Here is a 19,443-nt window from a genome sequence, read left to right on the forward strand (position 1 = left end):
CGGACAAGGCAGAAGGTTGGCGCCCCGGTCCCGGAACCTGCCGTCGAGCGATGTGCGGCAGGCCGCACCCATGCTCACGGAACCCGGCCCGGCCTCTTGACCCCCGAGAGCTGACAGCGCCGTCCGCCCCCGCCCCGCCCTCGCGCCACCAGTGCCTGTCGAATGAGAGGCGACCCACCATGCCGCTGCATGTCCCCCCGGCTCCCGCGCCCGCCCTGCGCTCCGTTCTCACGGCACTCGGTTCCCCCACCGCGGTCCGCGAGGCCAAGACCCCGTCACTGCGCGCGGCCCAGGGACCCGCGACCCCCGAACTCCCTTTGCCCCTGCACGTGCTGGAGCGCGTGTCCGAGGACGGTACGGCCGTCACCCGGCTGGCCGGCTGGCGTTTCCTGATCCGCTGCGGGGACCGCGCCGTCGCCGCGGCCGAGACGATGCTGACGCCCGACGGCTGGGCGTTCTCGCACTTCTTCGAGGGGCCGTACATCGCCTCCACCGAGCTGGCGCTGCGTCAGGCCGAGAACATGAAGGGCGCCCACCAGCCGCGCCTCCTGTCCGTGCCCGGCCTCTACATGCTCACGCTCTGGCTGCACGGGGACCTCACCGCGGACGGCGCCGGCGGCCACCCCGTGGCGACCGATCTGCTGGTCCCGCTGGCTCCCGCGCCACCCGGCATCGCGGCCCACCGTCCGCACCGGGTGGCCGAGTTGCTGCCGGTGCTGACCCATCGGGTGACTCCCGCGCCCCTGCTCGGTTCACCCGCCTGACTTTCCCCCGCCGCCACCTCCGTACCCCGCCGCCGAATTCCCGGCAGCGGGGTACGATCGCGTTTCCGGCCCTTTTACGCTCGTCATGCTCGTACGAGCAGGAAAAAGCTCGTACGAGCCGGGAATTGGGATGAACCGTCCGCGCGGGTGATGCGTCATCAACCTGTGAGAAGCGGTGCCGCTAAATCCCTGCGGATTGACGCCCGTGGGGCAACACTGGGTTCGGACCGACTCAACACCACGGGGGATGGACATGACCACAACAGAGCGAGAGATCCCACCCATGTGCAAGCACCAGCCGCCGTGTCCCACCGCCGAATCCGCCGACCGGGAATCCGCCCGCCTCATGGCGCACCACCCGGAGCAGGGCTGGAGCCTGCTGTGCAACGGCGTTCTCCTGTTCGAGGACACCGGTGAGCTCCTGCCCGACGGCCAGATCATCGCGCCGCACCGCCAGGTGGTGACAGCGGCCTGAGCACGCCGGGAACTGAGGGGCCGGACGCATGACTTCCACGGTGCGCACCGGCCCCGACGCATTTCCGGGGTCGCTCACTCCCCGTAGTCGCTCGCTATCCGAGCGCCGAACGCTGCACATAATAGGCGGGTTTCGGATTCGGCATTTCGTCCGGCGGAAGTGCCGTCCACGGAAGTGCCGTTCTCTCGCCCGGGAACACGGCGGGAATCCACCATACGTGTCCGCGTAATCTCTTATGGTCACACCTCCACCTCCGCGCACCGCCAGACACGCCCCTGGTCTGGCCCCGGTACCGGACGGCCCGCCCGGCCGACTCGGCCTCCGCCGCCGGCCGCAGCACGAGGTGCTTTACTGCGACTCGTAGTCGAACCAGTCGAAGGCCGCCCCGCCCTCGGCCGCGTACATCCCGATCACCCGGCCGGTGAAGCCCCCGGCGACCTGCGTGGAGAGATAGCGGCCGTCCAACTCCGCCAGTTCCACGGCTCCTTCGGGGCCCTCCACCGAGAAGGCCAGGATGTCGGGGCCGAGGGTGTCGGCGCCGGTCGCGGTGATGCGGACGGTCAGGGTGACCGGACCGGGGGCCACCGGGTGCTCCGCGATCCGCTGCCGTACGGGGCCGATCCGCGCGACCACGCTCGCCGCTCCCCCGGCGATCTCGATGTCGTAGTGATGGGCCTCGTCCATGCGGACGGAGAGGCCGGCGCGGCCGGAGCCGGGGGCGATCCGGGTGGACGCGCAGCAGTCGGGGTGCTGTTGGCGGCGGCCGAGGAACACCGGGGTCGCTGTCGCGTCGAGGGTCAGCCAGCCGGGGCGGTCGGTCAGCGACCAGGTGTCGTCCGGCCGGCTGCGCGGCGAGATCCAGTGAAAGGCGAGGGCCGGGGCGTCGAAGTCGTCGCGCACCGGCGGGAGTTCGAGGGGGTGCCAGGCGGCCGGTGCCGGGTGCTGTTCCCGCACGGGGCCGACCCGGGGCCAGCCGTCGGCCCACTCCACCGGGGTCAGGAAGGTCTCGCGGCCCAGGACGTGGAAGCCGGGGAACCAGCCCCGGGGGCGGGTGCCCAGGAGGACCATCCACCAGGTGCCGTCGGGGGCGGTGACCAGGTCGGCGTGGCCGGCGCTCTGGATGGGGAGGTCGGTGCTGCGATGGGAGAGGACGGGGTTGGCGGGGCCCGGTTCCCAGGGGCCGCGCGGGGAGCGGGCGCGGGCGACGGAGACGCTGTGGCCGTGCGCGGTGCCGCCCTCGGCGAGCAGCAGGTACCACCAGTCGCCGATCCGGTAGAGGTGCGGGGCCTCCGGGTGCTGGAGTCCGGTGCCGGACCAGGCCGGGAGCGGGCCCTCCAGGACCTTGCCGGTCCCCGGGTCGATGCGGGCCACCGTGACCCCGGCGACCGCGCACCAGCAGTTGCCCTCCTCGTCCCAGGCCAGGTCGGGGTCGATGCCGGGCAAGTCGACGAGGACCGGGTCCGACCAGGGGCCCTCGGGGCGGTCGGCGGTGACGATGAAGTTGCCCTTCCCCCGCACGTCGGTGGTGATCAGGTGGAAGCGGCCGTCGTGGTGGCGGAGGGTCGGGGCGTAGATGCCGGCCGAGGCGGGGGTGCCGGCGGGCAGGTCCAACTGCCCTGGCCGGTCGAGGACGTTGCCGATCTGCCGCCAGTGGACCAGGTCGCGGCTGTGGAAGAGCGGGACCCCAGGGACGTACTCGAAGCTGGAGCACGCGAGATAGTAGTCCTCGCCGACCCGGCACACGCTGGGGTCGGGGTGGAAGCCGCCGATGACCGGGTTGTCGTAGGTCCGCATGTGGTTCCGCCCCTCCGTCCGGCCCGGTGTCGAAAGTTTCGGGCCGATTGGCGAACATTACGGAGCGGGACTGTAGGTGGATCTCTCGGCGGGGGCAAGGGCGGGCGCGGGGGTGAGGTGGAGGCTGAGGACCATCGTGAGGCCGCCGCCGGGGGTGTCCTCGGCGCCGAGGGTGCCGCCGAGCGCTTCGGTGAAGCCGCGGGCGACGGCGAGTCCGAGGCCTACTCCGGCGCCGCTCGGGGCGTCGCCGTGGCGCTGGAAGGGTTCGAAGATGCGGTTCTTGGCCTCGTCGGGGACGCCGGGGCCGCGGTCGACGACACGGATCTCGACACGGTCGGCGATGGCACTCGCCGTGACCAGTACGGGAGTTCGCTCCGGGCTGTACTTCACGGCGTTCTCGACGATGTTCGCGACGGCGCGTTCCAGGAGCCCCTTGTCGACGGGGACCATGGGGAGGCTCTCGGGGATGTCGAGTTCGACGCTGTCCTCGGGGACGCCGCCCAGGGCCATCGGGATGACCTCGTCGAGGTCCGCCTCGCGGATGATCGGGGTGACCGTGCCGGTCTGGAGCCGGGACATGTCGAGCAGGTTGCCGACGAGGCTGTCGAGGCGGTCGGCGCCGTCCTCGATGCCCTCCAGCAGCTCGGCCCGGTCCTCGTCCGACCAGTCGACGTCCTCGGAACGGAGCGAGGAGACGGCCGCCTTGATGCCGGCCAGCGGGGTGCGCAGGTCGTGGCTCACGGCGGCCAGGAGCGCGGTGCGGATGCGGTTGCCCTCGGCCAACGCCCGCGCCTGGTCGGCCTCTTCCCGCAGGCGCCTGCGATCCAGAACGACGGCCGCCTGGGCGGCGAAGGCGGCCAGGACGCGCCGGTCCTCGGCAGGCAGGACCCGGCCGGAGAGGGCCAGCGCCATATGGTCGCCGACCGGTACGTCGACGTCCGCGTCCTCCGGGTTCCGGCACGGGCGGGGGCCCACGCTGCCCGCGCAGGTCCAGGGTTCGACGTCGCTCGCACGCTCCAGCAGGGCGGCGGACTCCATGCCGAAGGTCTCCCGGACCCGTTCCAGGAGGGCTTCGAGGCTGGTCTCGCCGCGCAGCACACTGCCCGCGAGGAAGGAGAGGATCTCCGACTCGGCACGCAGCCGGGCCGCTTGGTGGGTGCGCCGGGCCGCCAGGTCGACCACGGACGCGACCGACACCGCGACGGCCACGAAGATCGCGATGGCGACGATGTTCTTGGGGTCGGCGATGGTGAACGTGTGGACGGGCGGGGTGAAGTACCAGTTCAGGAGCAGCGATCCGACCACCGCCGAGGCCAGGGCGGGGAAGAGTCCGCCGAGCAGGGCCGCCGCCACCGTCAGGGACAGGTACAGCAACATGTCGTTGGCCAGGCCGACTTCGGGGGCGACCCCGCTCAACAGCCAGGTGAGCAGCAGTGGTCCGCCGATTCCGGCCAGCCAGCCCCGGACGATCCGGGCCCGCCCGAGCCGTGTGCCCCGGTTCACCGGCAGTCCGCGTCCCTTGCCCGCCTCGTCGTGGGTGATGAGGTGGACGTCAAGGTCGGGGCCGGATTCCCGGGCGACCGTCGCGCCGACGCCGGGCCCGAAGACGTACTGCCAGCCCTTGCGGCGGGAGACGCCGAGGACGATCTGGGTGGCGTTGACCCCGCGGGCGAAGTCCAGCAGGGCCGCCGGGATGTCCTCGCCGACGACGTGGTGGAAGGTGCCGCCCAAGTCCTCGGCGAGGGTGCGCTGTTGGGCGAGTTCCTTGGGGGAGGCCGCGGTGAGGCCGTCGCTGCGGGAGATGTAGACCGCCAACACCTCGCCGCCGGCGCCCTTTTCGGCCAGGCGCGCGGCCCTGCGGATGAGGGTGCGGCCTTCCGGTCCGCCGGTCAGGCCGACGACGATCCGCTCACGGGAGCCCCAGATCGCCGAGACGCGGTGTTCGCTGCGGTACTCCTGGAGGTAGGCGTCGACCCGGTCGGCGAGCCAGAGCAGCGCCAACTCCCGCAGGGCGGTGAGGTTTCCGGGGCGGAAGTAGTTGGAGAGGGCCGCGTCGACCTTGTCCGGTCCGTAGATGTTGCCGTGGGCCATCCGGCGCCGTAGCGCGGGGGGTGACATGTCGACCAGTTCGATCTGGTCGGCCCGGCGGACCACTTCGTCGGGGACGGTCTCCTGCTGGCGGACGCCGGTGATGGACTCGACGATGTCGCCCAGGGATTCCAGGTGCTGGATGTTGACCGTGGAGATCACGTCGATGCCGGCCGCGAGCAGTTCCTCCACGTCCTGCCAGCGCTTGGCGTTGCGGGAGCCGGGGACGTTGGTGTGCGGCAGCTCGTCGACGAGGGCCACCGCGGGGTGGCGGGCGAGGACCGCGTCGACGTCCATCTCGGTGAACGCCGTCTCGCGGTAGGCGAGTTCACGGCGCGGGATCTCCTCCAGGCCGTGCAGCATCACCTCGGTGCGCGGTCTGCCGTGGTGTTCCACGAAGGCGACCACGCAGTCGGTGCCGCGCTCGGTCCGCCGGTGCGCCTCGGACAGCATCGCGTACGTCTTGCCGACGCCCGGTGCCGCGCCGAGGTAGATCCTGAGCCTGCCGCGTCCCATGTCATCCTTCGAAGCGGTAGCCCATGCCGGGCTCGGTGATCAGATAGCGGGGGCTCGACGGGTCCCCCTCCAGCTTGCGGCGCAACTGGGCCATGTAGACCCGGAGATAGTTGGTCTTGCCGCCCTGGGTCACTCCCCACACCTCCTGGAGCAGGTACTTCTGGGTGATCAGACGGCCGGGGTTGGTGACCAGGATCTCCAGCAGGTGCCACTCGGTGGGGGTGAGCCGGATGTCGTGTCCGGCGCGGGTGGCCTTCTTGGCCAGCAGGTCGATGGTGAAGTCGTCGGTGGTGACGAAGGTGGTCGCCGGGGTCAGCGGCACGTCCTCGACGCGGCGGACGGCGGCCCGCAGCCGGGCGAGGAGTTCGTCCATGCTGAACGGCTTGGTGATGTAGTCGTCGGCGCCCGCGTCGAGGGCGGCGACCTTCTCGTCGGAGGCCTGCCGGGCCGACAGCACCAGGATCGGGACCCGGGTCCAGCCGCGCAGTGCCCTGATGACGTCGACGCCGTCCATGTCGGGCAGTCCGAGGTCGAGCATCACGACGTCCGGCTGGCGCGTGGCGGCGAGCCGGAGCGCGGTGGCGCCGTCCGGGGCCGCGTCCACGCCGTACCGCCGGGCCTGCATGTTGATCACGAGGGCCCGTACGAGCTGCGGGTCGTCCTCCACCACCAGCACCCGTGTCATGGGGGTGTGCCTTTCGTGTGGTCCCTGGCATGGCGAGGGGAGTCGGCGGTGCCGGGACCTCGCCCGGGCCGCCGGCTCCCCTGCCGGTCGTGTAACGCCATCAGCTCTTGGTCACAAGGGACTTGAGGGCGATGTTGAGCTCCAGCACGTTCACCGTCGGCTCGCCGATGAAGCCGAGGGTGCGGCCGTCGGTGTGGTCCTCGACCAGCTTCTCCACCTGGCCGACCGGGAGGTGGTTCCGCTCGGCGACCCGGTGGACCTGGAGTGCGGCGTAGGCCGGGGAGATGTCCGGGTCGAGGCCCGAGCCGGAGGAGGTGACCGCGTCGGCCGGGACCTGGGAGGGCTTGACCTTGTAGTCGGCCGTGGAGTTGTTCTTCACGACCGCCGCCTTGGCGTCCTCGACCTGCTTGAGGAGCACCTTGCTGTCGGCGGCGAGGTTGGTGGCGCCGGAGAGGATCAGCTTGTACTGCGTGTTGACCGAGTTCGTGCCCAGGCCGTCGGCCGGACGCCCCTGGAAGTAGTCCAGGCCGTAGCCCTGTTGACCGATGAGCGAGGAACCGACGACCTTGCCGTCCGCCGTGATCTCCGAGCCGTTCGCCTTGCCGCTGAACAGCGCCTGGGCCACTCCCGTGACCGCCAGCGGATAGAGGACACCCGTCACCAGGGTCAGCACGAGGAGGGCACGCAGGGCCGCCCCGAGCAACCGGGCCGTGTTCGTAACCGAGTTGTTCATGCCGATCAGCCGATTCCGGGGATGAGGGAGACGAGCAGGTCGATGATCTTGATGCCGACGAAGGGCGCGATCAGGCCGCCGATGCCGTAGATCCCGAGGTTGCGGCGGAGCATCCGGTCGGCGCTGACCGGCCGGTACCGCACGCCGCGCAGGGAGAGCGGGACCAGCGCGATGATGACCAGCGCGTTGAAGACGACCGCGGAGAGGATCGCGGAGTCGGGCGAGGCCAGGTGCATGATGTTGAGCTTGTCCAGGCCCGGGTAGACGGCCGCGAACAGCGCCGGGATGATCGCGAAGTACTTCGCGACGTCGTTGGCGATGGAGAACGTCGTCAACGCGCCCCGGGTGATGAGGAGTTGCTTGCCGATCTCGACGATCTCGATGAGCTTGGTCGGGTTCGAGTCGAGGTCGACCATGTTGCCGGCCTCCTTCGCGGCCGACGTGCCCGTGTTCATCGCCACGCCGACGTCCGCCTGCGCGAGCGCGGGGGCGTCGTTGGTGCCGTCGCCGGTCATCGCGACCAGCTTGCCGCCGGCCTGCTCCCGCTTGATGAGGGCCATCTTGTCCTCGGGAGTGGCCTCGGCGAGGAAGTCGTCGACACCGGCCTCGTCCGCGATGGCCTTGGCGGTCAGCGGGTTGTCGCCCGTGATCATGACGGTCTTGATGCCCATGCGGCGCAGTTCCTCGAACCGCTCGCGCATGCCCGCCTTGACGACGTCCTTGAGGTGGATGACACCCACCACCCGTGCGCCGTCGGTGTCCTCGACCGCCACGAGCAGCGGGGTGCCGCCGGCCGCCGAGATCCGGTCGGTGAGCGCGCCGGCGTCCTCGGACACCTCGCCGCCCCGCTCGTGGACCCAGGCGACGACCGAACCGGCCGCGCCCTTGCGGATCCTGCGCCCGTCCACGTCGACGCCGGACATCCGGGTCTGCGCGGTGAAGGCGATCCACTCGGCGTGGGTCAACTCGCCCTGGTGGCGCTCCCGCAGGCCGTACTTCTCCTTCGCCAGGACGACGATGGAACGGCCCTCGGGCGTCTCGTCGGCCAGCGAGGAGAGCTGGGCCGCGTCGGCGACCTCGGCCTCGGTGGTGCCGGTGACCGGCACGAACTCGGAGGCCTGGCGGTTGCCGAGGGTGATGGTGCCGGTCTTGTCGAGCAGCAGGGTCGACACGTCGCCCGCGGCCTCGACCGCCCTGCCGGACATGGCCAGGACGTTGCGCTGGACGAGGCGGTCCATGCCCGCGATGCCGATCGCGGAGAGCAGGGCGCCGATCGTCGTCGGGATCAGACAGACCAGGAGGGCGACCAGCACGATCATCGTGAGGTGGGTGCCCGCGTAGTCCGCGAACGGCGGCAACGTGGCGCAGGCCAGCAGGAAGACGATGGTGAGGGACGCCAACAGGATGTTCAGCGCGATCTCGTTGGGCGTCTTCTGCCGGGCGGCGCCCTCGACGAGGGCGATCATCCGGTCGATGAAGGTCTCGCCGGGCTTCGTCGTGATCTTGATGACGATGCGGTCGGAGAGGACCTTCGTGCCGCCGGTGACGGCCGAGCGGTCGCCGCCGGACTCGCGGATGACGGGCGCCGACTCGCCGGTGATCGCCGACTCGTCGACGGACGCGACGCCCTCCACGACGTCCCCGTCGCCGGGGATGATGTCGCCCGCCTCGCACACGACCAGATCGCCGATGCGCAGTTCGGTGCCGGGGACCTGCTCCTCGGCCGTGCCGTCGAGCCGCCGCGCCACCGTGTCGGTCTTGGCCTTGCGCAGGGTGTCGGCCTGCGCCTTGCCGCGGCCCTCGGCGACCGCCTCCGCCAGGTTGGCGAAGACGACGGTCAGCCACAGCCAGGCGCTGATCGTCCAGCCGAACCAGTCGCCCGGGTCCTTGAAGGAGAAGACGGTGGTCAGCACCGAGCCGATCCACACCACGAACATGACGGGCGACTTGACCATCACCCGCGGGTCGAGCTTGCGGCAGGCGTCGGGCAGGGACCTGAGCAGTTGCTTCGGGTCGAACAGACCCGCACCGACCCGTCCCTCTTCCTTGTGACCGGTCGGCACATCGCTGTGCGGCGCCCTGGTCGGAGTGACTGTGGACATCGAGTCCTCTTGGTTGTCCGTACGGGTGCTCATGACGCCAGCCCCTCGGCCAGCGGTCCCAGCGCGAGGGCCGGGAAGTAGGTCAGACCGGTGATGATGAGGATCGCGCCCACCAACAGACCGGTGAACAGCGGCTTCTCGGTGCGCAGGGTGCCCGCGGTGACCGGCACCGGCTGCTGCTCGGCGAGCGAGCCGGCCAGCGCCAGCACGAACACCATCGGCAGGAAGCGGCCGAACAGCATCGCGAGCCCGGTCATGGTGTTGAACCAGTCGGTGTTCGCGTTCAGGCCGGCGAACGCCGATCCGTTGTTGTTCGCGGCGGAGGTGAAGGCGTACAGCACCTCGGAGAAGCCGTGCGCGCCGGAGTTCAGCATCGAGTGCGGCGGGGTCGGCAGCGCCATGGAGGCGGCCGCGAAGGTCAGCACCAGGGCCGGGGTGATCAGGATGTAGCAGGCCGCGAGCTTCATCTCACGGGTGCCGATCTTCTTGCCCAGGTACTCGGGCGTGCGGCCGACCATCAGTCCGGCGATGAACACCGCGATGATCGCCATGATCAGCATTCCGTAGAGGCCGGAGCCGGTGCCACCCGGTGCGATCTCGCCCAACTGCATGCCCAGGATGGTGATTCCGCCGCCGAGACCGGTGAACGAGGAGTGGAAGGAGTCCACCGCGCCCGTCGAGGTCAGGGTGGTCGACACCGCGAAGATCGAGGAGGCGCCGACGCCGAAGCGCTGTTCCTTGCCCTCCATCGCACCGCCGGCGGCCTGGAGCGCCGCGCCGTGGTGGGCGAACTCGGTCCACATCATCAGGGCGACGAAGCCGACCCAGATGGTGGCCATGGTGGCGAGGATCGCGTAGCCCTGCCTGATCGAGCCGACCATCACGCCGAAGGTGCGGGTCAGCGCGAACGGGATCACCAGCAGCAGGAAGATCTCGAACAGGTTCGTGAACGGGGTCGGGTTCTCGAAGGGGTGGGCGGAGTTGGCGTTGAAGTAGCCGCCGCCGTTGGTGCCCAGCTCCTTGATGGCCTCCTGCGAGGCGACCGCGCCGCCGTTCCACTGCTGGTGGCCGCCCATGAACTGGCCGACCTCGTGGATACCGGAGAAGTTCTGGATGGCACCGCAGGCCACCAGCACGAGGGCCGCGACGACCGCGAGCGGCACCAGGATGCGGACCGTGCCGCGCACCAGGTCGGCCCAGAAGTTGCCGAGTTCACCGGTGCGGGAGCGCGCGAAGCCCCGGACGAGAGCGACCGCGACGGCGATGCCGACGGCCGCGGAGACGAAGTTCTGCACGGCGAGACCGGCGGTCTGCACGACGTGACCCATGGTCTGCTCGCCGTAGTACGACTGCCAGTTGGTGTTCGTCACGAAGGACACGGCCGTGTTGAACGACTGCGCCGGGTCGACCGAGGAGAAACCCAGCGAGCCGGGCAGGACGCCCTGGAGCCGCTGGAGGAGATACAGGAAGAGGACCCCGACGGCCGAGAAGGCGAGGACACCGCGCAGATAGGCGGGCCAGCGCATCTCGGTGTTCGGGTCGGCACCGATGCCCTTGTAGATCCACCTCTCGACGCGCAGGTGCCTGTCGGAGGAGTAGACCCTGGCCATGTAGGTGCCGAGGGGGACGTAGACGAGCGCCAGTGCCGCTATGAGGGCGACCAGCTGGAGCACGCCGGCGAGTACGGGACCCATGCGCTGCTCAGAACCTCTCCGGGAAGATCAGGGCGAGGACGAGATAGCCCAGCAGGGCGACGGCCACGACGAGGCCGACGATGTTCTCGGCGGTCACAGCTTCGTCACCCCCTTGGCGACGAGGGCCACCAGCGCGAAGACCGCGATCGTGGTGACGACGAAGGCCAGATCGGCCATCGTGAGCTCCTGGAATGAGGTGCGGATGGAACGGACGCTTTAGAGGTAACCGCGCCCACGACCGGATTCGGCCGCCGTTGACGGGTCCCATACGGCGGCACACATCCCTTTGACGGGACTCTTACGGCGATGCCGTGAGCCGGGGCCCCGGGTGTACGGCGTCGCCCCGTGCCCCGGCCTCAGAACAGCCGGAACCGCAGCCGGCAGATCACCGCGTCCGTGTCCCGCCGTACGGCATGCGCGACGACCGCGCCGCGCTGGTTCTGCAGCAGCCGCTGCCACAGCCGTACGGGCTCCACCTCGGCGATCAGGACGGTGACCCGGGTGTCCGGCTCCGTCGCCGAGACGTCCTGTACGTAGGCGGCGATCGGGCGGCCCAGCGAGCGGCGCTCGCAGGCGAGCCGGACCAGGGGGACGCCCGGGTCCCACTCGGCCCACGCGCGCTCCAGGGCGTGCAGGTGCGCGCGGTCCTCGGGATCGGGGTAGCCGACGGTGACCGCGCGGACCTCGTCGCCGAGGGAGGCCGCGGCCGTCAGCGCCTCGGAGGTGAGGCGGGACAGCGACGAGACGGGCACGATCACCATGGACCGGTCGCGGTGCGGGGCCTCGGGGACACGGCCGAGGCCGAGCCGTTCGCCGATGCGCGCGTAGGCGCGGTGCACGGTCCCGAAGGCGGCCACCAGCAGCGGCAGCGCGATCACGACCAGCCAGGCGCCCTCCTCGAACTTGGTCGCGGTGACGACGATCGCGGCGGCGCCGGTGAGGACCGCGCCGAAGCCGTTCAGCAGGGCCTTCCCATGCCGCCCGGGGCCGCGTTCGCCGCGCCAGTGCCGGACCATGCCGACCTGCGCGACGGTGAAACCGACGAAGACGCCGATCGCGAAGAGCGGCACGAGGGTGTTGGTGTCGCCGCCGGAGAACACCAGCAGCGCGGCCGAGACCGCGGCCAGCGCGAGCACCCCGTGCCGGTGCACCTGGCGGTCGGCCTTGAGGGCGAACACGTGCGGGAGGTAGTTGTCGCGGGCCAGCAGTTTCAGCAGCACCGGCAGCCCGCCGAAGGACGTGTTCGCGGACAGGGCGAGCAGGATCATCGTCGCGAACTGGACGACGTAGAAAGCCCAGTTGTGGCCGAGTGAGGCGTCCGCGAGCTGGGCGAGGACGGTGACTCCCGGGACGGGCCGGAGGTGGAAGCGGGAGATCAGGACGGACAGGCCGATCAGCATCACGCCGAGCACCGCGCCGAGGGCGACCTCCGCGCGCTGGGCCCGCTTCACCCGGGGGGTGCGGAAGGTGGGCACGGCGTTGGCGATGGCCTCGACACCGGTGAGGGCGCTGCACCCGGAGGCGAAGGCTTTCAGCAGGAGCAGGACGCCGACGCTCGTGGCGTTGTCGCTCACCACGGACGCGCTGTTGACTCGGTTCACAGGCGCATCGCGGAACAGCCCGACCACGATGAGGACGAAGATCGAACCGATGAACACGACGGTCGGCACGATGAACACCCGCGCCGACTCGGCGATCCCGCGCAGGTTCACAGCTGTGAGCAGAGTCAACACGGCCAGACAGAGCCACAGCCGTTCACCGTAGAGCGACGGGAAGGCGGAGGTCAGCGCCGCGACTCCGGCGGTCACGGCGACCGCCACGTTCAGGACGTAGTCCAGCACCAGCGAGCCCGCCGCGACCAGGCTCGTCCGGGCGCCGAGGTGCGTCTTCGCCACCGCGTAGGACCCGCCGCCGTCCGGGAAGGCCGCGATGACCTGCCGGTACGAGGCGACGAGCACCGCGAGCAGCGCGGCGATGGCGAGCGTGACCGGGAGCGTGAAGCCGAGTCCGCGCGCACCGGCGGCGGCCAGCACGAGGACGATGGCCTCGGGGCCGTAGGCCACCGACGCCATGGCGTCCAGGGAGAGCGCGGCGAACCCGGCGGTCGCGGTCAGCCGGTGGCGTTCGCCGGTATCCGGGGGCTCCTCGTCGGCCGGTGTGGCACCCGGCTGGACTGCGAGAACGGTCATGCTGGTGGCTCCTTCGCGTACGGGCGCGCGGTGAACGGGACCGCGCGAGTGCGCTTCAGGTTCTGTCCCGCCGCGGCCGGTTCCCCCTTCCCCTTGCGGCTTCTTCGCGCCGAACAGGCGTTCCTTGACGCGAACTTGACGGCCGTGCGACCTGGCGACCTGGCATGGTCGCCCGCCACCGCCGCGACGGCGTCAAGAAGCACCGGCCCCCGTAACGCTGGGTATCCACCACCCCCCACCCAGCCCTCCGCACCCCCATACAGCCCAACACGCCCCCAACCAGCCCTTCCCGCCTTTCCTGACGTGCCCCCTCCACCGACCCGGCCAGTCTTAACGCAAGATTGACGCCCACCGGCCCCACATCCATGGGCCCACGCGTCACTCTCCGCTTACGCTGGTGCCGCCGTCCGCGTGATGGCCAGAGCCCACACGCCCACACGCTGACCCGCACCTCAGGAGCACGCCGATGGTCACGACCGAACACCCTCCCAGTCGCCTGCGCGCCTGGATGCTGGAGGGCCTGGCCGACATGGGCAAGGGCGGCCACCAGGTCGCGCAGACCGCACCGGAACCCCCGCACCACGCCCACCAGGGCCAGCGCTGGTGGCGGGTGATGTGCCTGACCGGCGTCGACTACTTCTCGACCCTCGGCTACCAGCCGGGCATCGCGGCCCTCGCCGCGGGCCTGCTCTCCCCCGTGGCGACGATCGTGCTCGTGGTCATCACCCTCGCCGGCGCCCTCCCCGTGTACCGCCGCGTCGCCGAGGAGAGCCCGCACGGCGAGGGCTCCATCGCGATGCTGGAACGGCTGCTGTCGTTCTGGAAGGGCAAGCTGTTCGTCCTGACCCTGCTCGGGTTCGCGGCGACGGACTTCCTCATCACCATCACCCTGTCCGCGGCGGACGCCTCCACCCACCTCGTGGAGAACCCGCATCTGACGAGCGTCCTGCACGACAAGCAGATGCTGATCACGCTCATCCTGGTCGCCCTGCTCGGCGCGGTGTTCCTCAAGGGCTTCCTGGAGGCGATCGGCGTCGCCGTGTACCTGGTCGCCGTCTACCTCGGCCTGAACGTCGTCGTCGTGATCGTCGGCCTGTGGCACGTGGTCACCCACGGCCACGTGGTCACCGACTGGAGCAGCGCCCTGACAACCGAGCACGGCAACGTCTTCGCGATGATCGGCGTCTCCCTGCTGGTCTTCCCGAAGCTGGCGCTGGGCCTCTCCGGCTTCGAGACCGGCGTCGCCGTCATGCCGCACGTCGAGGGCGACCCGGACGACACCCGCGACAACCCCAGGGGCCGGATCCGCGACACCAAGAAGCTGCTGACGACCGCCGCACTCATCATGAGCGTGTTCCTGATCGCGACCAGCTTCATCACCACGGTGCTGATCCCGGAGGACGAGTTCAAGGCGGGCGGCCAGGCCAACGGCCGCGCGCTGGCCTACCTGGCACACGAGTACCTGGGCAACGGCTTCGGCACGGTCTACGACCTCTCGACCATCGCGATCCTGTGGTTCGCCGGCGCCTCCGCGATGGCCGGCCTGCTGAACCTGATGCCGCGCTACCTCCCCCGCTACGGCATGGCCCCGCACTGGGCCCGCGCGGTCCGCCCGATGGTGATCGTCTTCACCCTGATCGCGTTCCTGGTCACCTGGATCTTCGACGCCAACGTCGACGCGCAGGGCGGCGCCTACGCCACCGGCGTCCTCGTCCTCATGTCCTCCGCCGCCATCGCGGTGACCATCGCGGCCCGCCGCGCCCGGCAGCGCAACTGGACCGTCGTCTTCGGCATCGTCTCCGCGGTCCTCCTCTACGTCACCGTCGTGAACGTCATCGAACGCCCCGACGGCGTGAAGATCGGCGCCTGCTTCATCGCGGGCATCATCCTGGTCTCCCTGCTGTCCCGGCTGGCCCGCGCCTTCGAACTCCGCGTGACGAGCGTGCAGTTGGACCCCATGGCGGAACGATTCATTCGTGACATGGCCAGCCGGAAGATCCGCTTCGTCGCCAACGAGCCCGACCGCCGCGACAAGGCCGAGTACCGCGAGAAGATCGAACAGATCCGCAACGACAACGACATCCCGGGTGAGGACTTCGTGTTCGTCGAGGTGACGGTCCTCGACGCCTCCGAGTTCGAGACCGGCCTGACGGTGCGCGGCGAGGTCCTGCACGGCCGCTACCGGGTGCTGACCCTGGAGTCGTCGTCGATCCCCAACGCCCTGGCCGCGCTGATGCTCACCGTCCGGGACTCGACGGGCCGCATCCCGCACATCTACTTCGAGTGGACCGAGGGCAACCCCTTCGCCAACTTCCTCCGCTTCTTCCTCTTCGGCCAGGGCGAGGTCGCCCCGGTCACCCGGGAGGTCCTCCGCGAGGCGGAACCGGACCGCACCCGACGCCCGCGCGTGCACACCGGCTGACCGGCACACCGCGCCCGCACCCGCACCGGCACCCCGCACCGGCCGCCGCTTGAGTGCGGCCGGTGCGGACGTCAGCGTAAGAGCCACGACAAAATCAGGTGCCGGTGTGTAAGAGCCCCGTCAGCGGCCCGCGCACCGCGCTCGGGGCGGCCTACGGTCGGCCTCATGCGGCACAGCACCCTCCCACCGGACCCGGCCGGCGACCGTCACTGGCGTGGCGACGCCCGGCTGGCGACGGGCTGCGCTCTCGGCTTCCTCGTCATGACCGTGCTGGTCGACGAGGAAGCCGGAACCCTCACCCCGACCCGCGCGCTGCTGTGGTTCGCGCTGTCGGTCGTGCTCTTCGCCGTCCTGCTCCCGCACCGCGTCACCGCGGGCCCCGGCTGGCTCACCGTGGACAGCCCGCTGCTGCGGCGCACGGTGCACACGGACGCGCTGACCGTCGTACGGCAGTACGGCGACGTCTCCGCGCGCCTGCTCCTGCGGGACACCGACGGACAGTGGCTCGAACTCGACCCCCGGGTCCTGGTCGCCAACCCCCTGCTCTGGCACGAGCTCGACACGGGCATGCGGCGCTCGATGGAGCGCGGCACCCTGCTCCAGGGCACCGATGTCCTGCGTCACCTGGGCCGTCTCATCGACGACGAGACCGCGCGGTCGGTGCTCAGGGCGTCGGGGATTTCCTGACCGCGCGCCGCGTCCGGCGCACCTTGACCTTCCCGAAGCCCAGGTTCCCGGCGACCTCGATCCGCAGCTCGACCGGCGCCCCGGAGTCGTCCGGTCCACGGGTCTTGACCTTGCTGTAGTGGAGCACCAGGGAGTCGGTGTCCACCACGATGCCGGGCGGGAGCAGCAGCCGTAGCTCACCGAGATGCATGTCGAGGTCGATGTGGAGGGTGCTGCGGGTGATCACGGCCTGGGTGAAGTCGAGGGTCACATCGCCGAGGCGGGACCGGATCTCCAGCCGGCCGGGCACCACCCAGCCGTCGGCGCGCCGCGTGGACCCGCCGCTCTGCTCGATGCGGACGACGTCCTTCGCCTCGACGGGGGCCGGGCCCGCGTCCGCGGGCAGGTCGGCCGTGAGGAGCGCCAGTTCCCCCATCGTGCGGGCGGACAACGCGGCCCCGACCCGTTCGTCGAGTTCCTCGGCGGTCAGCCGTCCGTCGCCGGCCGCACCGGTCAGCACGTCCACGACGCGGTCCCGGTCCGCGTGCGAGGCCCGCAACCCGGTCGTGCCCATCAGCTCACCCGACATACCCTCACCCCGATCGACGGACTGACGCTATATCGCGTTATACCCCAGGGGCGGCCCCCCGTCCACCGCCTGTCGTTTCTGGCCCTAGGGTGACGCCTATGCAGTCCTACACAATCGGCCAGGCGGCGCGGCTGCTCGGCGTGAGTCCGGACACCGCGCGCCGGTGGGCGGACGCGGGCCGGGTGACGACCCACCGCGACGAGGGCGGGCGCCGGCTCATCAACGGCGTCGACCTGGCCGCGTTCTCCGTGGCGCTGGCCAAGGCGGGCGGCGTCGAGGAGGACACGGCGTACACCTCGGTGCGCAACGCGTTCCCCGGCATCGTCACCGCGATCAAGCTCGGCGACGTGGCGGCCCAGGTGGAGATCCAGGCGGGACCGCACCGTCTGGTCTCCCTGCTGACCCGCGAGGCCGTGGAGGAACTCGGCCTGGAGGTCGGCATGGAGGCCACCGCCCGCGTGAAGTCGACGAACGTGCACATCGACCGCGTGTGAGGCGGGCGGCGGCCCCGGACCGTCACCGGGTCACTTGGTGACCGAGTAGGAGTGGGCGCCGGTGCCCGCCAGCGCCCCGCCGTCCACGATCAGATACTCGTCCCGGATCGGCCGTCCCGCGAAGAACGCCTCCAGGATCTCCCGGGTGCCCGCCGCGTACCGGGCCTGCGCCGACAGCGACGAGCCCGAGATGTGGGGGGTCATCCCGTGGTGCGGCATGGTGCGCCACGGGTGGTCCGCCGGAGCGGGCTGCGGGAACCACACGTCGCCGGCGTACCCCGCCAACTGCCCGCCGCGCAGGGCCCGGTCGACCGCGTCCCGGTCGACGATCTTCGCCCGCGCGGTGTTGATGAGGTACGCGCCGCGCTTCATCCGTTCGAGCAGTTTGTCGCCGAACAGCCCCTCCGTCTCGGGGTGCAGCGGCGCGTTGATCGTGACGACGTCGCAGTGCGGCACCATGTCCTCGGCGCTCTCGTGCCAGGTCAGCCCCAACTCCCGCTCCACGTCCTGGGAAAGCCGGTGCCGGTCGGTGTAGTGCAGCTTGACGTCGAAGGGCGCGAGCCGCCGCAGCACCGCGAGTCCGATCCGCCCGGCGGCGACGGTCCCGACGTGCATGCCTTCGAGGTCGTACGAACGGGCCACGCAGTCCGCGATGTTCCAGCCGCCGTCGAGCACCACCTGGTGGGAGGGCAGGTAGTTGCGCACGAGGGACAGCGTCATCATCACCACGTGCTCGGCGACGCTGATGCTGTTGGAGTACGTCACCTCCGCGACCGTGACACCGTGCGAGACCGCCGAGTCGAGGTCGACGTGGTCGGAGCCGATGCCGGCGGTGACCGCCAGTTTGAGGTTCTTCGCGGCGGCGATCCGCTCCGGGGTGAGGTAGGCGGGCCAGAACGGCTGCGAGATCACGACGTCGGCGTCGACCAGTTCACGGTCGAACACGGAGCCCTCGCCGTCCTTGTCGGAGGTGACGACGAGGGTGTGCCCGGCCGCCTCCAGGTAGGCGCGCAGGCCGAGTTCGCCGGAGACACTGCCGAGGAGGTGACCGGGGGTGAAGTCGACCGCCTCGGGGGTGGGGGTGGTCTGGCCGCCCGGGTAGTGGTCGATCACGGGCAGGTCGTCGCGGGCGTACGAGGTCGGGTATCCGTCGGTGGGGTCGTCGTACAGGACACAGAGAACCTTGGCCATGTCGCGGCTCCTCAACTCCGTTGTCGGAAGGTGCGCTTCACGATCCTCGGGGTCAATCGCCGCGGTCAAAGCGAACGTTGCTATGCCCGGATAGCCCGCGTCTATGAGCGGCTGCCGCCCAGGTAGGTGTGCAGGAGTTCGTCGAGCGCGTCCCGTACGCCGGCCCCTCTGGCCACCTTCAGCAGGGCCTCCGCGAGCACCGACTGGGGTTCGCTGCGGGTGACGACCAGTCCGACCCGGGGGCCGTGCGCGGGCCCGTTCAGCGGGACGACCCGCATCCCCTCCGGTACGTCGAACATGCGCAGCCAGGCGTGCGAGATCACGCTCGACCAACGGCCGCCCGGCAGCAGGGTGTAGAGCCCTGCGACGCTGTCCGACTCGACGGCGGGGGCGGCCGTCGCGCCCTCGGCGGCGAAACACTCGTCGATGATGCGGCGGTTGCGCATCCGTGAGTTGAGGAGGCAGAGCGGAAGTGTGGCCGCCTGGGCCCAACTCGCGCTGGTGGCACCGCCGAGCGGTCCGTCGACCGGTGTCAGCAGGACGTACCGCTCTTCGTAGAGCGGGTAGCGGCGGACGTTGCGGAGCGTGTCGTCGTCGAGGTAGGTCATCGCCGCGTCGAGCTCGAACTCGGCGAGCCCGTGGGTGATGTCGACGGAGGCGAGGGACTCCAGGGCGACCCGGGCCCGGGGGTGCCGTTCGCAGAACGGGGTGGTGAGCAGGGACGCGGCGGGCAGTGCGGTCGGTACCACCCCGAGGCGCAGCGTGCCGGTCAGGCCGCCCCGCAGCGCGGACAACTCCTGGTGCAGCGCGTCCTGTTCGGCCAGGATGCGGTGCGCCCAGGCGAGCACGACCTCGCCCTCCGGGGTCAGTCCCTCGTACCGTCGGCCGCGCCGCACGATCGGCACGTCCAACTCGTGCTCCAGGCGCCGGATCGCGGCCGACAGCGAGGGCTGCGAGACATAGCAGGCCGCCGCGGCGCGCGCGAAGTGCCGTTCACGGGCGAGCGCGACCAGATACTCCAGCTGACGCAGCAGCATGCCT

Annotated in this window: 16 protein-coding genes; 5 read left to right on the forward strand and 11 right to left on the reverse strand. The window is 70.7% G+C overall.

Features of this window, described 5'->3' with window-relative positions:
* The first annotated feature begins 179 nt into the window (after nucleotides 1–179).
* Together ACIPTO_RS38250 and ACIPTO_RS38255 are read left to right on the forward strand one after the other, a co-directional pair.
* A complete protein-coding gene (locus ACIPTO_RS38250; RefSeq protein WP_401199740.1) occupies nucleotides 180–764 on the forward strand; it encodes a hypothetical protein in 585 nt (194 codons plus the stop codon).
* 283 nt (nucleotides 765–1,047) lie between these two features.
* Nucleotides 1,048–1,239, forward strand: coding sequence for a DUF5999 family protein (locus tag ACIPTO_RS38255; RefSeq protein WP_033283380.1), 192 nt, complete (start codon nucleotides 1,048–1,050; stop codon nucleotides 1,237–1,239).
* Between the two features lie 348 nt (nucleotides 1,240–1,587).
* Here ACIPTO_RS38255 and ACIPTO_RS38260 read toward each other — a convergent pair whose 3' ends face one another.
* From ACIPTO_RS38260 to ACIPTO_RS38295, 8 genes are all read right to left on the reverse strand, one after another.
* Complete coding sequence (locus tag ACIPTO_RS38260; protein WP_401199742.1) at nucleotides 1,588–3,033, reverse strand: glycoside hydrolase family 43 protein; 1,446 nt, start codon at nucleotides 3,031–3,033, stop codon at nucleotides 1,588–1,590.
* 57 nt (nucleotides 3,034–3,090) lie between these two features.
* Nucleotides 3,091–5,637, reverse strand: coding sequence for a DUF4118 domain-containing protein (locus ACIPTO_RS38265; protein ID WP_401199744.1), 2,547 nt, complete (start codon nucleotides 5,635–5,637; stop codon nucleotides 3,091–3,093).
* 1 nt (nucleotide 5,638) lies between these two features.
* Nucleotides 5,639–6,322, reverse strand: a complete 684-nt coding sequence (locus ACIPTO_RS38270) for a response regulator (protein ID WP_401199746.1) — start codon at nucleotides 6,320–6,322, stop codon at nucleotides 5,639–5,641.
* A 100-nt stretch (nucleotides 6,323–6,422) separates the two neighbouring features.
* On the reverse strand, nucleotides 6,423–7,055 hold the full coding sequence (locus ACIPTO_RS38275; RefSeq protein WP_401199748.1) for a potassium-transporting ATPase subunit C: 633 nt from the start codon (nucleotides 7,053–7,055) through the stop codon (nucleotides 6,423–6,425).
* A 5-nt stretch (nucleotides 7,056–7,060) separates the two neighbouring features.
* Entirely contained in the window at nucleotides 7,061–9,157 is a 2,097-nt protein-coding gene (gene kdpB / locus ACIPTO_RS38280; protein WP_401199787.1) for a potassium-transporting ATPase subunit KdpB, read from the reverse strand.
* 29 nt (nucleotides 9,158–9,186) lie between these two features.
* Nucleotides 9,187–10,851 (reverse strand): potassium-transporting ATPase subunit KdpA, encoded by a 1,665-nt coding sequence (gene kdpA, locus ACIPTO_RS38285; protein WP_401199750.1) that lies wholly within the window; start codon nucleotides 10,849–10,851, stop codon nucleotides 9,187–9,189.
* Between the two features lie 7 nt (nucleotides 10,852–10,858).
* Nucleotides 10,859–10,948 (reverse strand): K(+)-transporting ATPase subunit F, encoded by a 90-nt coding sequence (gene kdpF / locus ACIPTO_RS38290; protein ID WP_016434100.1) that lies wholly within the window; start codon nucleotides 10,946–10,948, stop codon nucleotides 10,859–10,861.
* Nucleotides 10,949–11,207: 259 nt separating this feature from the next.
* Complete coding sequence (locus tag ACIPTO_RS38295) at nucleotides 11,208–13,040, reverse strand: APC family permease (RefSeq protein WP_401199753.1); 1,833 nt, start codon at nucleotides 13,038–13,040, stop codon at nucleotides 11,208–11,210.
* 466 nt (nucleotides 13,041–13,506) lie between these two features.
* Here ACIPTO_RS38295 and ACIPTO_RS38300 point away from each other — a divergent pair, with 466 nt between their 5' ends.
* Together ACIPTO_RS38300 and ACIPTO_RS38305 are read left to right on the forward strand one after the other, a co-directional pair.
* Nucleotides 13,507–15,462 carry an APC family permease gene (locus ACIPTO_RS38300; RefSeq protein ID WP_401199755.1) on the forward strand — a complete coding sequence of 652 codons (1,956 nt, stop codon included), beginning with the start codon at nucleotides 13,507–13,509 and terminating at the stop codon, nucleotides 15,460–15,462.
* Between the two features lie 165 nt (nucleotides 15,463–15,627).
* Nucleotides 15,628–16,149: a hypothetical protein gene (locus ACIPTO_RS38305; RefSeq protein WP_401199757.1), complete on the forward strand. Its 522-nt coding sequence runs from the start codon at nucleotides 15,628–15,630 to the stop codon at nucleotides 16,147–16,149.
* Here ACIPTO_RS38305 and ACIPTO_RS38310 read toward each other — a convergent pair.
* Nucleotides 16,127–16,717, reverse strand: coding sequence for a DUF1707 domain-containing protein (locus tag ACIPTO_RS38310; RefSeq protein WP_366322114.1), 591 nt, complete (start codon nucleotides 16,715–16,717; stop codon nucleotides 16,127–16,129). The two genes, ACIPTO_RS38305 and ACIPTO_RS38310, sit on opposite strands and share 23 nt — an antisense overlap.
* Nucleotides 16,718–16,815: 98 nt before the next feature.
* Here ACIPTO_RS38310 and ACIPTO_RS38315 point away from each other — a divergent pair, with 98 nt between their 5' ends.
* Nucleotides 16,816–17,211, forward strand: a complete 396-nt coding sequence (locus tag ACIPTO_RS38315; protein WP_366322116.1) for a helix-turn-helix transcriptional regulator — start codon at nucleotides 16,816–16,818, stop codon at nucleotides 17,209–17,211.
* Nucleotides 17,212–17,241: 30 nt separating this feature from the next.
* Here the strand turns inward: ACIPTO_RS38315 and ACIPTO_RS38320 are convergent, their stop codons facing one another.
* Together ACIPTO_RS38320 and ACIPTO_RS38325 are read right to left on the reverse strand one after the other, a co-directional pair.
* Entirely contained in the window at nucleotides 17,242–18,402 is a 1,161-nt protein-coding gene (locus ACIPTO_RS38320; protein WP_366322118.1) for an NAD-dependent formate dehydrogenase, read from the reverse strand.
* Between the two features lie 101 nt (nucleotides 18,403–18,503).
* Entirely contained in the window at nucleotides 18,504–19,439 is a 936-nt protein-coding gene (locus ACIPTO_RS38325; protein WP_401199760.1) for a LysR substrate-binding domain-containing protein, read from the reverse strand.
* Nucleotides 19,440–19,443: the final 4 nt, after the last annotated feature.

It is taken from the genome of Streptomyces sp. NPDC090083, assembly GCF_044747445.1.
Lineage (GTDB): Bacteria > Actinomycetota > Actinomycetes > Streptomycetales > Streptomycetaceae > Streptomyces.